This window comes from Vibrio tubiashii ATCC 19109, from assembly GCF_000772105.1.
GTDB classification, from domain to species: Bacteria; Pseudomonadota; Gammaproteobacteria; order Enterobacterales; family Vibrionaceae; genus Vibrio; species Vibrio tubiashii.
The window spans coordinates 423,043-436,102 of the sequence record NZ_CP009354.1 but is presented as its reverse complement, the minus strand read 5'-3'; the positions used below and the strand labels follow the sequence as shown (position 1 = coordinate 436,102).

Below are 13,060 nucleotides of genomic sequence, written 5' to 3'. Positions count from 1 at the left end.
ATGGCACTAGTTATTGGTGTGACTGGTGGCATAGCCAGTGGTAAAACAACGGTTGCAGACCTATTCCATCAAGAGTTTGGTATTGAGATTGTGGATGCTGACATTGTTGCTAGGCAAGTGGTTGAGCCCAAAAGCCAAGGCTTAAAGGCCATTGCGCAACACTTTGGTCAAAGCGTTATTCAACAAGATGGAACATTAGATCGTGCAACACTAAGAGAAATCATCTTTAGCGATCCGAGCCAAAAGGAATGGCTGAACAATCTACTCCATCCTATGATTAGAACCAAAATGCTCTCTGAGCTTGCCAAAGTACAATCGGAGTATGCCTTACTGGTCATCCCTCTAATGGTGGAGAACAACCTACAGGCACTCGCAGATAAGGTGCTAGTGGTTGATGTTGAAGAACAAACGCAAATTCAGCGCACCGTTGAGCGAGACCAAGTTGATGCCGTTCAAGCGAAAGCTATTCTCTCTTCTCAAGCAACGCGAGAGCAGAGATTGGCCATAGCGGATTATGTGATTAAAAATAATACAGAAAACCAAAAACTTTTGCCTCAAATCACAGAATTACATAAAAAGTTCCTAGAAATCAGTAGGGAAAATCGGTGAGAATAAAGGTTGAAGAATACAGAGCCGCATATTGATGACCACGCATTATTTTGAACATCCACTGAACGAGAAAACTCGAATTTACCTCCGGGTTGAAGCCTTGCTGAATCAACTGGATGTAGCGGCTCAGTTTAGTGATGATATGCAGCACCTGATTTTCTATCGTTCTTTGTTTGATCTGCTTGAGATCTTCGAGCAAATTCAACTTAAGAGTGAGCTAGCCAAAGATATCGAAAAGCAAAGATTAACATACCGCTCTTGGCTCAATGTCGAGGGCGTTGACCAAGATATGCTGCAAAATATCTTAAATGAAGTCGACGCGGTACACAGTGACCTAATGGGTGCAGAACGTTTTGGGCAAAGTCTTAAGGAAGACCGCTTCCTAAGTGCAATTAGGCAACGTTTCAATCTCCCTGGTGGTTCGTGTTGCTTTGACCTACCAGCACTTCATCACTGGCTACACCTACCACTTGAAAACAAAAAAGCCGATGCATCTCAGTGGCTTTCAACCCTAAGACCTCTCGCTGAAGCCCTCAAGCTTTGGCTTAAACTCACGCGAGAAACGGGTCACTTCCGCGCCATTCAGGCCAATTCTGGCTTCTACCAAAGTGACGCCGATGAAGCCAATATTCTCCGCTTAGAAATCCCGATGCACTTTGGCGTCTACCCTATGATTTCAGGGCATAAGAACCGCTTCGCGATAAAGTTCATTGAGTTTGAATCAGGTCAAGCATCGGTTGCTAACGTTGAGTTCAAACTCGCTGTGTGTAGCTAACAACAGATTCCGTATTCAAGCTATACTAAGCCCACACCTTTGTTTAAGTTCAGAGAAACACCATGTCTAAGATTACCGTCGTTCCTTGCCCTCAATGCGGCCAAGATGTTACATGGGGCGAGCAGAGCCCTTTCCGCCCGTTTTGCAGTAAGCAGTGTCAGATGATTGATTTCGGCGAGTGGGCTGACGAAGAGAACACTATCCCCGGCGCACCAGATATGTCTGACGCTGACAGTTGGTCGGAAGATCAGTACTGAAAGTACGGAACGCTTAGCGCCGAGATTAAAGAGAAGCTGATGTGATTAGAGCATCGGCTTTTTTTGTTTTTTTGGAGAGCTGGAGAGCTGGAGAGCTGGAGAGCTGGAGAGCTGGAGAGCTGGAGAAGTTTTGGAAGGTTGATATTTAGTATCAACTCTTTTATGTCAAAAAGTTAGCATGTCATCCTCAAGAACGAGGCACGAGTGAGTTGGGGATCTCTTCATACTAGTCGATGACTTATGGAGATTCCCTACTCCTTCCTCCGTCAGTCTAGGGAATGACGGAATTTCCACTTCGCAGGGCGGATCTAACTTTCCAGAAGCGAAGCGCTCCATAGGACGAAGTCCGTTCTCGAATCTCGCAGGACGAAGTCCGCTCCAAACAAAAAAGCGGAGACCAATTGGTCTCCGCTAATACTATGAGAACGCTAGTTATAGCATTACTTCTTAGCAAGTTTCTCTTTAATACGAGCAGACTTACCAGAACGCTCACGTAGGTAGTACAACTTGGCACGACGTACTGCACCACGGCGTTTAACTTCGATGCTATCAACCATTGGAGAGTGAGTTTGGAACGTACGCTCTACGCCTTCACCGTTAGAAATCTTACGTACAGTGAATGCAGAGTGTAGACCACGGTTACGGATTGCGATTACAACGCCTTCGAAAGCCTGTAGACGCTCACGGTCACCTTCTTTTACCTTAACTTGAACAACAACTGTGTCACCAGGTGCGAAGTTAGGTAGGTCTTTTTTCATTTGCTCTTCTTCAAGAGCCTTGATGATGTTACTCATTTTCAATATTCCTAGAATAAACTGATACTAAATTTAATAGGTTACTTAGCTCGGGTCTCTTTAATGAACTCGGCCAGTAATTGTTCCTGTTCGTCAGTCAGAGCTAGGTTTTCCAGGAGCTCTGGTCTTCTTAGCCAAGTACGGCCTAACGACTGCTTTAGTCGCCAGCGACGAATGTCCTTATGGTTACCAGACTTGAGTACCGCAGGTACTTCTTTATCGTCTAACACCTCAGGGCGCGTATAGTGAGGGCAATCTAGCAAGCCATTAGCAAAAGAGTCTTCTTCTGCTGACGCGAAATCTCCTAGTACACCCGGAACAAACCGAGACACTGAATCAATCAACGTCATGGCTGGTATTTCACCACCCGTCATCACAAAATCCCCAATTGACCATTCTTCGTCAACTTCAGATTGGATGATACGCTCATCTACCCCTTCGTAACGGCCACAAATAAGAAGCAAGTTCTCGTTTGTTGCCAGTTCCTCTACCCCTTGTTGGTCAAGTTTTCGACCTTGAGGAGAAAGGTAGATGACTTTCGTCTTACCCGGTGACGCTTGTTTGGCTGCGTGGATAGCATCGCGCAAAGGCTGAACCATCATAAGCATGCCAGGGCCGCCACCGTAAGGTCTATCATCAACAGTGCGATGTTTGTCGTGCGTGAAATCACGAGGATTCCAAGTCTCAATCGACAAAAGACCTTTTTTAACCGCTTGACCTGTTACTCCAAAATCAGTAACAGAACGGAACATTTCAGGAAATAGGCTAATTACGCCAACCCACATGTTTATCTCGCTCTGGTAATTTGGAGTTTAGAATCCAGGATCCCAGTCAACTTCGATCCGTTGAGCTTCACGATCAATGTTTTTGATCACTTGCTCTTCAAGGAACGGAATTAATCGTTCCTTTTGTCCGAAAGCATCTTTTAGATTTGCTTTAATTACGAGAACATCGTTGGAGCCAGTTTCTAGCATGTCGGAAACGACACCTAGATCGTAACCTTTGTCGGTTACTACCTGCATACCAATCAAATCACGCCAATAGAACTCGTCTGATGGCAATTCTGGTAATACCGCAGGGTCAATTGAGATTTCAAAGTTAGTCATGAGCTGCGCTTCTTCGCGCACATCAAGACCTTCCAGCTTTACCACCAAACCTTTGTTATGGCGCTTCCAGCTTTCTACTTTGTACTCGACCCACTTTTCACCTTGCTTAATAAACCAAGGTGCGTAATCAAATATGCTTTCAGTATTGTCTGTGTAGGAAAAAACCTTGAGCCAACCGCGAATGCCATAAGTAGCACCAAACTTGCCTACAACAATCTTGTCATCGCTCATTGTTTCTTTACCTTTCATCGACATAAGCTAATTTCTACTTCTTAAAATAAGAATTAAGCCGCTTTTTGAGCGTCTTTAACTAGCTTAGCTACGCGGTCAGATACAGATGCGCCTTGACCAACCCAGTGGTTAACGCGATCTAGGTCTAGACGTAGACCTTCTTCTTGACCTTGAGCAGTTGGGTTAAAGAAACCAACTTTCTCGATGAAACGGCCAGTTGCTGCATTGCGGCTGTCCGCTACTACGATTTGATAAAATGGACGCTTCTTAGCGCCGTGACGTGCCAAACGAATGGTTACCATGTCGTCCTCTTTGCTTTCTCAAAAATAAAATTAACCCCAGAAACCATTTATCACTAAACAGTTTGGGGCTCGTGCCAAAATAAAGCTCCGGAATTTTACTCTTATTCCGGAGCAATGCAAGGTATTTAGCTACTTTTTCACCAACATAAAACGAGATCTAAGTTTGTGACCGAGCTAACACCTTGAAATTTTTGTTGCTGGGTGAAATTAGCGTCCAAATGGATTGAAGCCACCGCCTCCCATTCCGCCCATACCACCCATCATGCCTTGCATGTTACGCATCATGCCTTTCATGCCACCTTTCTGCATTTTCTTCATCATCTTCTGCATCTGAGTGAACTGTTTAAGCAGGCGGTTAACGTCTTGTACTTGGGTACCAGAGCCTGCGGCAATACGTTTCTTACGCGAGCCTTTAATGAGCTCAGGGCGCTGACGCTCTTTCATCGTCATTGAGTTGATGATCGCTTCCATCTGCTTGAACATCTTATCGTCAACTTTGTCTTTCACGTTGTCCGGTAAATTGCTCATGCCTGGTAGCTTGTCCATCATCCCCATCATGCCGCCCATGTTTTGCATCTGACCAAGCTGTTCACGGAAGTCTTCAAGGTCAAAACCTTTCTTCTCTTTAAACTTCTTAGCCAGCTTCTCTGCTTTATCTTGGTCAACATTACGTTGTAGATCTTCGATAAGCGACAGGACGTCACCCATACCAAGAATACGAGATGCGACACGATCCGGGTGGAAAGGTTCTAGTGCGTCGGTTTTCTCACCAACACCGAGGAATTTGATTGGTTTGCCAGTGATATGACGAACAGACAGCGCTGCACCACCACGTGCATCACCATCTACTTTGGTCAGAACCACACCCGTTAGAGGCAGCGTATCACCGAAAGCTTTGGCTGTGTTCGCCGCATCTTGACCTGTCATCGCATCGACAACAAACAGAGTCTCAACAGGGTTAATCGCAGTATGCAGCTCTTGAATCTCAGCCATCATCTGCTCATCAACCGCTAAACGACCCGCCGTATCGACAAGAAGTACGTCGTAGAATTTCTTCTTCGCGTGGTCGATGGCAGCATTAGCGATATCAATCGGCTTTTGATCAGCTGAAGATGGGAAGAAATCAACACCCACATCTGAAGCCAATGTTTCTAGCTGTTTGATCGCCGCAGGACGGTAAACGTCGGCAGATACAACCAGCACTTTCTTCTTATCGCGCTCTTTTAATAGCTTTGAAAGCTTACCAACAGAAGTCGTTTTACCTGCACCCTGCAGACCAGCCATTAATACAACAGCAGGTGGCTGAGCAGCTAGGTTAAGCGCTTCATTGGACTCACCCATCACCGCTTCAAGCTCAGCTTGAACGATCTTAATGAACTCTTGGCCTGGTGTGAGAGATTTCGAAACCTCTACCCCAACGGCGCTCTCTTTAATACGCTTAATAAATTCACGTACAACCGGAAGAGCAACGTCAGCTTCAAGAAGCGCCATACGCACTTCACGCAACGTCTCTTTAATATTGTCTTCGGTCAGACGACCTTTACCGCTGATGTTTTTCAGCGTTTTGGATAAGCGATCCGTTAAATTCTCAAACATCTTAGTCTCTTTACCCAGACGGTGTGCAAGGAGGCTCGCCCGTCAATATTGGCGAAAAATTACTATGAGTATACCTTAGCCAACCCATGCTTGACACTGCCTAGATAACTTTTGATATCTCAAGTCACGCAAATGAGCGAGATAAGTCATAGCTCAAGCCGTTGATGCAAGGTATAATTTGTTAAAAATTCACCAGCTCTAGAGAATAATGGATAACCTAATCGCCGTTGTTGCAGCCATACTTTATCTATTAGCGATTGCAACCATCGTTCCGGGACTTGTACATCAAACAGGGATCCGCGTAAAAACAGTCTTCGTTAGTGCCATTCTAGCGCTGGCTTTTCATGCGTGGTTGCTAAGCGATCTTATTTTAGGCAGCTCCGGGCAAAACCTCAGTATTCTGAATGTCGCTTCATTAATCGGCTTTATTATCTCTTTAGTCATGAGTGGCGCGATGTTAAAAACTCGCCTCTGGTTCTTACTGCCTGTGGTTTACAGTTTCTCTGCAATGAATCTTGTTGCGGCAGCTTTTTTACCGAGTACTTTTATTACTCATCTAGAACAAGACCCTAAGCTGCTCATTCATATCTCCTTGGCACTGTTCTCTTACTCGACTTTGACCATTGGTGCTTTGTACGCCTTACAGTTGGCATGGCTTGACCATAAACTTAAAACCAAGAAAGCCTTGGCGATCAATCCCAACTTGCCACCTCTACTAATGGTTGAGCGTCAACTATTCAATATCATCTTAATTGGTAATCTACTACTGACAGGGACACTACTGACTGGCTTTATCTTTGTCCAAGATATGTTTGCTCAAGGGAAAGCGCATAAAGGCATCCTTTCGTTTATTGCGTGGGTTGTCTATTCAGTACTGCTTTGGGGACACTACCAGAAAGGGTGGCGCGGCAGGAAGGTTACTTGGTTTGCCGTCGCAGGTGCCACTTTACTGACCCTAGCTTACTTTGGCAGCCGATTTGTACGGGAAATCATTCTTCGCTAGCTAACTAGTATCAACAAAGGTGCATCGAATGCACCTTTCTTTTACAATATTCAGTTCTCTTTTTGAAATTGACTTAACCCAGAAATTAGGTCATAAATTAACCAAACATAACAAGGAAAAGATAAGCTTTGGACGACATATCAACGGGTATCTTATTTGCGCTACTCACGTGTCTTATTGTTATTTCAGGATATTTTTCAGGCTCAGAAACAGGGATGATGTCTCTGAACCGATACCGCCTCAAGCACCTAGCCAACACAGGCCACAAAGGTGCTAAACGTGTTGAAAAGCTGCTCGATCGCCCCGATCGTTTGATAGGCTTGATCCTCATCGGCAACAACCTCGTCAATATTCTTGCTTCTGCAATTGCCACCATTCTAGGTATGCGATTGTTTGGTAACTTAGGTGTCGCCATTGCAACTGGTACGCTCACCTTAGTCATTCTGGTCTTCGCCGAAGTCACCCCAAAAACCCTTGCAGCTCTCTATCCTGAGAGAGTGTCATACGCGAGCAGCGTTGTACTGACCATCCTAATGAAGATTCTTTCTCCGCTGGTTATCTTGGTTAACTTTATCACCAACGGTTTCATCCGCCTTCTCGGAATCAAAGCCGATCATGGTGGTGACGATCATTTAAGCTCTGAAGAATTGCGTACTGTCGTCAATGAAGCGGGGAGCCTGATTCCACGCCGTCACCAAGATATGTTGATCTCCATTCTCGATTTAGAGCATGTAACGGTAAATGACATCATGGTGCCACGTAATGAGATTACCGGTATTGATATTAATGACGACTGGAAATCTATCGTACGCCAGTTGACTCACTCTCCGCATGGCCGCGTTGTCTTATACCGCGATCAAATTGATGAAGTGGTTGGTATGCTGCGTTTGCGCGAGTCATACCGTTTAATGCTAGAGAAGAATGAGTTTACTAAGGAAACCTTGCTCCGTGCTGCCGATGAAGTTTATTTCATTCCGGAAAGTACCCCGCTCAACGTGCAACTACTAAAGTTTCAACGCAACAAAGAGCGAATTGGTTTAATCGTAGATGAGTACGGCGATATTATCGGCCTGATTACTTTAGAAGATATCTTGGAAGAGATCGTCGGTGAGTTTACCACTTCTATTGCACCAAGCTTATCAGATGAAATTACCCCACAAGGTGATGGCAGCTTCCTTATTGAGGGCAGCGCCAATATTCGAGACATCAACAAGGGACTCAAGTGGACACTACCAACTGACGGGCCAAGAACGCTGAACGGATTGATTCTCGAACACTTAGAAGATATCCCGGAAAGCCACCTCAGTGTGCAAGTCTCTGGTCATCCAATGGAGATCGTTGAGCTTGAAGAGAACCGCATCAAGCTAGTCAAAGTATTTCCTGTTCTCAAAACTCAGTAACAAGTACAAAAGCTAGAAGATCAAAAAAGCCTTGGAATTCCAAGGCTTTTTGCTATCAGTTTGAAGATTAATCTTCAGTGACACTAAATAGGTTTTCCATATTTAGTCCCTGCTTGATCAATATCTCTCGTAGGCGACGTAAACCTTCTACCTGTATCTGACGAACACGTTCTCGAGTAAGATTAATCTCGCGACCGACCTCTTCAAGAGTCGATGGCTCGTAGCCAAGTAGGCCAAAGCGACGCGCTAAGACTTCTTTTTGCTTTGGATTAAGCTCATCTAACCAATGGATTAGAGAGTTTTTGATGTCGTCATCTTGAGTTGAGACTTCAGGGTCTGAGTTATTAATATCTGGAATGATATCAAGCAGAGCCTTTTCACCATCACCACCAATGGGTGTATCAACAGAACTGATGCGTTCATTAAGGCGGAGCATTTTACTCACATCATCGACTGGCTTATCTAGCTGAGTCGCTATCTCTTCTGCAGTAGGCTCATGGTCTAGTTTTTGTGAAAGTTCACGAGCGGTACGCAGGTAAATATTGAGCTCTTTGACGACGTGAATAGGTAATCGAATCGTGCGAGTTTGATTCATTAATGCACGTTCAATGGTTTGGCGAATCCACCATGTTGCGTAGGTAGAGAATCTGAAACCACGCTCTGGGTCGAACTTCTCAACCGCACGGATCAATCCTAGATTCCCTTCTTCAATAAGATCAAGAAGCGCTAGGCCACGGTTGCTATATCGACGTGAGATTTTCACTACTAAGCGAAGGTTACTTTCGATCATTCGTTTACGCGCAGCTTCGTCACCTCGCAAGGCACGACGCGCATACAGAACTTCTTCTTCAGCGGTAAGTAGTGGAGAAAAACCAATTTCACCTAAGTAAAGCTGGGTAGCATCAAGACTTTTGGTCGATGCATCAAACTCTTCTTTGGTTTCTTGTGCGGGTTTTGCAGATTCTACGGCTTGAAACGTTTCCGTTGTTTCTTGACCGATTTCGAATTCTTCGACTTTCGTTGCTGTATTGCTGATACTCATAGCGCCTCCCCCTGGCGAGCTAGCAAGACATTACTACGTCTAATGTCGCTATTTTACCTAACAGTAAATTTACGGTAAGTAGCGTTTTGGATTTACTGACTTACCTTGATAGCGAATTTCAAAGTGCAAACGAACGCTGCTTGTTCCTGAGCTGCCCATTGTTGCAATCTTTTGGCCTGCTTTTACACTTTGTCCTTCGTGTACTAGCAACCGATCATTATGTGCATATGCACTGAGGTAATTGTCGTTATGTTTTATAATCACGAGATTACCGTAACCACGTAGCGCATTGCCTGAATAAACGACGGTGCCACCTGCTGTTGATACGATGGATTGACCCCGCTGTCCTGCGATATCAATACCCTTATTCCCTTGATCTCCAGCAGAAAAGTTTTTGATTACTCTCCCTTTTGTTGGCCATAACCACTTGGAAATTTTATTGTTGTTGGTAGCTGATTTGCTAACAGTTTTGTTAACATTTTGTTTACCTGTAGAACCAACATACTCCTTTGATTTCGATTGATCAACCTTCTTTGGTGGATCTTTTTTCGCCGTTTTGTGATCTTTCTTAGCTTGAGTTGAGCTAACCTTTTGATTCGAGTTTTTGCTCGAACTTGACTTATTGCTTGGGGTAGATGGCGTGCTTGCCGCAGCGACAACAGCGCCCGCCCCAGTACCACCGTACGCTGGTGCGGTATAAGCGGGCTGCCATAGCTTTAACTTTTGTCCTGGATAGATGGTATATGGAGCTTTCAAACCATTGTAACTAATGATTTCTTTTACATCCTTGTCTGTGACATAGGCTATAAAATACAGCGTATCGCCTTTTTCAACTTGGTAGTAACTACCTCGATAGCTACCTCTTGATACTGAGCTGTAGTCTTTTTTCAGTCCGGTCACTGGCGCAGGAGTATGCGCCGCGCATCCAATCAATACGCTGCACAAGGCTAATACCAGAAGAAAGTAAGACTGCTGCTTCATCTTTATGCCAGATCACCTGCAACCAAAGGAACAAACCGCACCATCTCTATCACTTCGGAGAGATAATCGTCACCGTTGCGGGTAATCTTCAACAATTGCTGCTCTTCGTTCCCGACAGGAATCACCATAACGCCGCCCTCAGCCAATTGAGCAAGCAATGCCGCAGGTACTGATTCTGCTGCTGCGGTAACAATAATCGCATCGAACGGGGCTTTTGCAGCCCAGCCTTGCCATCCGTCACCATGCTTGGTCGCAACATTGTAGATATCAAGCTGTTTTAGGCGACGCTTTGCCTCCCATTGCAGCGCTTTAATACGCTCAATCGAAAACACATGATCGACTAGTTGGGCTAATACAGCGGTTTGATAGCCAGAGCCTGTGCCCACTTCAAGGACTTTACTCTGCCTCGTTAGACCCAATATCTCAGTCATCTTGGCGACGATATAGGGCTGAGAGATGGTTTGCCCTTGCCCAATCGGCAATGCATTGTTGTCGTATGCTTGATGCATCATCGCTTGAGAGACAAACTGTTCTCTCGGTAAACGATAAATAGCATCGAGCACTTTCTGATCTTGAATGCCACTCGCGACAAGAAAGTCGATTAATCTGTCAGCATGTGGGTTTACCATTCTTATTGTTCCTTTAACCAGTTATCCATACTTGTCAGAGATTCGTGCGCAGTCAGGTCAACTTGCAGTGGTGTTACTGATACGTAGCCTTGCTCAATCGCAAAGAAATCCGTCCCCTCTCCAGCATCTTGCTCTTTACCGGGAGGACCTAACCAATAAATATCATGACCACGAGGATCTTTCTGCTTAATCATTGCTTCAGCGTGATGGCGCGCACCCAGTCGAGTCACCTGAGTTCCTTTGAGCTGAGAAAGCTCAACATCTGGAATATTAACGTTGAGAAGCCTGTTGGTTGGAATAGGTTTGGCTGCATGCTGAGAGACTAACTCGCGCGCAATGGCTGCTGCAGTTGCAAAGTGATGCTTACCCACCAGCGAAAATGCTATCGCTTGTACGCCCAGAAAATGACCTTCCATTGCAGCGGCGACAGTCCCCGAATAAAGCACATCATCACCTAAGTTGGCACCGTGGTTAATTCCGGCCAGTACCAGATCAGGTAAGTCATCTTTCATCAATTCATTGAGCGCAAAGTGGACACAGTCCGTTGGTGTCCCTTGAACTGAAAAAATCTTCGGTGAAATTTCAGTCACACGTAAGGGTTGTTCTAACGTTAATGAATTGGAAGCACCAGAGCGGTTACGGTCAGGCGCAACGATCGTCACCTCTGCCATATCTCTTAACGAATCGGCTAAGGCATGAATCCCTTCAGCATGAACACCATCATCGTTACTAATTAGGATTTTTAGTGGCTTATCATTCATTGATAGTGACGCTCCACTTCGACCTCTTCAATTAGCTCTCGAACAATGACAGTCGCAAAACAGCCTGCATCTAAGGAGAACTTCAAAGTCACTTGGTCACCATTAACTTCCCAAGTGAGGTTTTGAGGCATTAATGAAATCTCACGTCGCTCATGACGCATGCGATTACCACGAATCAAAGCCATAAGATCAGGCTCTGCATCCAAATGCGGCTGCTCAAGCTCAAGCGCCTGCTCTAAAGTCGGTAAAGCGTTGTCGCCCGCCATTGCGGCAGTAATTTGCGCTTGGCCTAAACTCAATTGCTCCGTCACACTGGCTAGATTGTCCTGAGTGATAGTCACTCGCTCATCATCTTGCAAAACGATATCACCCATCACTGGCTGCGCGAAAAGGTCTTTCTCAATACGCTCAGATAGAATCGTGTTGAAGATCCAAGATCGTGCAGCAGACAAATAAAGGCTACGTTTGTTCTGGTTGCGAGTGCGGACGTTCTCTCGCCCCCAACGACGAGCTTCGTTAAGGTTATTACCTTGATTACCAAAGCGTTGGCTACCAAAATAGTTTGGCACCCCTGTTTTCGCCACAGACTCTAAACGTGACACTACATCTTGCACATCGCTCACTTCAGTGATGGTCAGCGTAAATTCATTGCCAACCAAGTCACCCGGGCGCAACTTTTTGTTATGTCGATCTGTTGCCAGTATTTCAATACTCGGATATTGGGCGAGGAAAGCACTAAAGTCTGGAGTGTCTCCTTTTGGCAAATGGACACTCAGCCACTGCTCTGTGACTGCATGGCGGTCTTTAAGGCCAGCCCAGCTCACATCTTTAGATTTGACACCGCATGCTTTGGCCAATTCATTAGCGACAAAGCTAGTATTTTCACCCGTTTTACGGATACGCACCATAAGGTGTTCGCCGCTACCAGTGAAGTCAAAACCTAAATTTTCGTTGACTTGAAAATGCTCAGGCTCAACTTTTAGCTTGCCCTTTGCTACTGGCTTACCATTTAAGTAAGCCAATGGAGATAAAATATCAGACATAGTTTTTTCCGTTACTTGGCAGCCAAAACAATTCAAGCCAACCAGTAATCTATTTATTCTTTAATCAGCACCACAACCGCTGCAGTTGCAATACCTTCTTTGCGCCCCGTGAAACCCAAACGCTCAGTCGTCGTTGCTTTCACGTTCACATTCCCGATATCTGTTTCCAGATCTTGGGCAATCACCTGACACATGGACTCAATATGCGGCGCCATTTTAGGTGCCTGCGCCATGATCGTAACGTCAGCATTACCAAGAATATAGCCTTGTTCTCGCACTCGACGGTAAACATCGCGTAATAAATCTCGGCTATTGGCTCCTTTCCACTTGTCATCAGTATCAGGGAAATGACGACCAATATCACCAGCAGCGATTGCACCTAGCAGTGCGTCACACAATGCGTGCAGAGCGACATCACCGTCCGAATGGGCAATCAGCCCTTGCTCATATGGAACGTCAACACCACCAATTATAACCGGGCCTTCGCCACCAAATTTATGCACATCAAAGCCATGGCCAATTCGAATCATG

The 13,060-nt window shown here is 45.4% G+C and carries 16 protein-coding genes; 5 read left to right on the top strand and 11 right to left on the bottom strand.

Translation table 11 applies throughout. From position 1 onward, the window contains the following. The 3 genes from coaE (at position 1) to yacG (ending at position 1,641) form a co-directional block, all read left to right on the top strand. Entirely contained in the window at positions 1–609 is a 609-nt protein-coding gene (gene coaE / locus IX91_RS02190; protein ID WP_004742599.1) for a dephospho-CoA kinase, read from the top strand. 34 nt (positions 610–643) lie between these two features. Beyond that, a complete protein-coding gene (gene zapD / locus IX91_RS02185) occupies positions 644–1,384 on the top strand; it encodes a cell division protein ZapD (RefSeq protein WP_004742598.1) in 741 nt (246 codons plus the stop codon). Positions 1,385–1,446: 62 nt separating this feature from the next. Further along, positions 1,447–1,641 (top strand): DNA gyrase inhibitor YacG, encoded by a 195-nt coding sequence (yacG, locus tag IX91_RS02180; RefSeq protein WP_004742597.1) that lies wholly within the window; start codon positions 1,447–1,449, stop codon positions 1,639–1,641. 440 nt (positions 1,642–2,081) lie between these two features. Here the strand turns inward: yacG and rplS are convergent, their stop codons facing one another. The 5 genes from rplS to ffh form a co-directional block, all read right to left on the bottom strand. Next, positions 2,082–2,435, bottom strand: coding sequence for a 50S ribosomal protein L19 (gene rplS, locus IX91_RS02175; protein WP_004742596.1), 354 nt, complete (start codon positions 2,433–2,435; stop codon positions 2,082–2,084). Between the two features lie 41 nt (positions 2,436–2,476). Further along, the gene (gene trmD, locus IX91_RS02170) at positions 2,477–3,220 is read right to left on the bottom strand and encodes a tRNA (guanosine(37)-N1)-methyltransferase TrmD (protein WP_004742595.1); all 744 of its coding nucleotides are present in this window, start codon (positions 3,218–3,220) and stop codon (positions 2,477–2,479) included. Positions 3,221–3,247: 27 nt separating this feature from the next. Continuing rightward, positions 3,248–3,796 carry a ribosome maturation factor RimM gene (gene rimM, locus IX91_RS02165; RefSeq protein ID WP_004742594.1) on the bottom strand — a complete coding sequence of 183 codons (549 nt, stop codon included), beginning with the start codon at positions 3,794–3,796 and terminating at the stop codon, positions 3,248–3,250. A 29-nt stretch (positions 3,797–3,825) separates the two neighbouring features. Further along, complete coding sequence (gene rpsP / locus IX91_RS02160; RefSeq protein WP_004742593.1) at positions 3,826–4,074, bottom strand: 30S ribosomal protein S16; 249 nt, start codon at positions 4,072–4,074, stop codon at positions 3,826–3,828. 207 nt (positions 4,075–4,281) lie between these two features. Further along, positions 4,282–5,670, bottom strand: a complete 1,389-nt coding sequence (gene ffh / locus IX91_RS02155) for a signal recognition particle protein (RefSeq protein WP_004742592.1) — start codon at positions 5,668–5,670, stop codon at positions 4,282–4,284. A 208-nt stretch (positions 5,671–5,878) separates the two neighbouring features. Between ffh and IX91_RS02150 the strand changes: the two genes are divergently transcribed. Further along, positions 5,879–6,673: a cytochrome C assembly family protein gene (locus IX91_RS02150; protein ID WP_004742591.1), complete on the top strand. Its 795-nt coding sequence runs from the start codon at positions 5,879–5,881 to the stop codon at positions 6,671–6,673. 128 nt (positions 6,674–6,801) lie between these two features. Then, positions 6,802–8,073, top strand: a complete 1,272-nt coding sequence (locus tag IX91_RS02145) for an HlyC/CorC family transporter (protein WP_038197210.1) — start codon at positions 6,802–6,804, stop codon at positions 8,071–8,073. A 67-nt stretch (positions 8,074–8,140) separates the two neighbouring features. On the opposite strand, the gene rpoS is transcribed toward IX91_RS02145, so the two are convergent. From rpoS to ispF, 6 genes are all read right to left on the bottom strand, one after another. Next, positions 8,141–9,115, bottom strand: coding sequence for an RNA polymerase sigma factor RpoS (gene rpoS, locus IX91_RS02140; protein ID WP_004742589.1), 975 nt, complete (start codon positions 9,113–9,115; stop codon positions 8,141–8,143). Positions 9,116–9,184: 69 nt separating this feature from the next. Continuing rightward, positions 9,185–10,096: a murein hydrolase activator NlpD gene (gene nlpD / locus IX91_RS02135; RefSeq protein ID WP_004742588.1), complete on the bottom strand. Its 912-nt coding sequence runs from the start codon at positions 10,094–10,096 to the stop codon at positions 9,185–9,187. Between the two features lie 2 nt (positions 10,097–10,098). Continuing rightward, complete coding sequence (locus IX91_RS02130; RefSeq protein ID WP_004742587.1) at positions 10,099–10,725, bottom strand: protein-L-isoaspartate(D-aspartate) O-methyltransferase; 627 nt, start codon at positions 10,723–10,725, stop codon at positions 10,099–10,101. Between the two features lie 2 nt (positions 10,726–10,727). Next, complete coding sequence (gene surE, locus IX91_RS02125; RefSeq protein WP_004742586.1) at positions 10,728–11,486, bottom strand: 5'/3'-nucleotidase SurE; 759 nt, start codon at positions 11,484–11,486, stop codon at positions 10,728–10,730. Beyond that, positions 11,483–12,529 (bottom strand): tRNA pseudouridine(13) synthase TruD, encoded by a 1,047-nt coding sequence (gene truD, locus IX91_RS02120; protein WP_004742585.1) that lies wholly within the window; start codon positions 12,527–12,529, stop codon positions 11,483–11,485. The genes surE and truD overlap by 4 nt, the downstream gene beginning before the upstream one ends. A 53-nt stretch (positions 12,530–12,582) precedes the next feature. Then, positions 12,583–13,059 carry a 2-C-methyl-D-erythritol 2,4-cyclodiphosphate synthase gene (ispF, locus tag IX91_RS02115; RefSeq protein WP_004742584.1) on the bottom strand — a complete coding sequence of 159 codons (477 nt, stop codon included), beginning with the start codon at positions 13,057–13,059 and terminating at the stop codon, positions 12,583–12,585. Between the last annotated feature and the right edge of the window lies 1 nt (position 13,060).

Excerpts from the sequence above, each read along its gene's own strand:
- coaE (WP_004742599.1), top strand. The coding sequence starts at position 1 with ATGGCACTAGTTATTGGTGTGACTGGTGGCATAGCCAGTGGTAAAACA.
- zapD (WP_004742598.1), top strand. The coding sequence starts at position 644 with ATGACCACGCATTATTTTGAACATCCACTGAACGAGAAAACTCGAATT.
- yacG (WP_004742597.1), top strand. The coding sequence starts at position 1,447 with ATGTCTAAGATTACCGTCGTTCCTTGCCCTCAATGCGGCCAAGATGTT.
- rplS (WP_004742596.1), bottom strand. The coding sequence starts at position 2,435 with ATGAGTAACATCATCAAGGCTCTTGAAGAAGAGCAAATGAAAAAAGAC.
- trmD (WP_004742595.1), bottom strand. The coding sequence starts at position 3,220 with ATGTGGGTTGGCGTAATTAGCCTATTTCCTGAAATGTTCCGTTCTGTT.
- rimM (WP_004742594.1), bottom strand. The coding sequence starts at position 3,796 with ATGTCGATGAAAGGTAAAGAAACAATGAGCGATGACAAGATTGTTGTA.
- rpsP (WP_004742593.1), bottom strand. The coding sequence starts at position 4,074 with ATGGTAACCATTCGTTTGGCACGTCACGGCGCTAAGAAGCGTCCATTT.
- ffh (WP_004742592.1), bottom strand. The coding sequence starts at position 5,670 with ATGTTTGAGAATTTAACGGATCGCTTATCCAAAACGCTGAAAAACATC.
- IX91_RS02150 (WP_004742591.1), top strand. The coding sequence starts at position 5,879 with ATGGATAACCTAATCGCCGTTGTTGCAGCCATACTTTATCTATTAGCG.
- rpoS (WP_004742589.1), bottom strand. The coding sequence starts at position 9,115 with ATGAGTATCAGCAATACAGCAACGAAAGTCGAAGAATTCGAAATCGGT.
- nlpD (WP_004742588.1), bottom strand. The coding sequence starts at position 10,096 with ATGAAGCAGCAGTCTTACTTTCTTCTGGTATTAGCCTTGTGCAGCGTA.
- IX91_RS02130 (WP_004742587.1), bottom strand. The coding sequence starts at position 10,725 with ATGGTAAACCCACATGCTGACAGATTAATCGACTTTCTTGTCGCGAGT.
- surE (WP_004742586.1), bottom strand. The coding sequence starts at position 11,486 with ATGAATGATAAGCCACTAAAAATCCTAATTAGTAACGATGATGGTGTT.
- truD (WP_004742585.1), bottom strand. The coding sequence starts at position 12,529 with ATGTCTGATATTTTATCTCCATTGGCTTACTTAAATGGTAAGCCAGTA.
- ispF (WP_004742584.1), bottom strand. The coding sequence starts at position 13,059 with ATGATTCGAATTGGCCATGGCTTTGATGTGCATAAATTTGGTGGCGAA.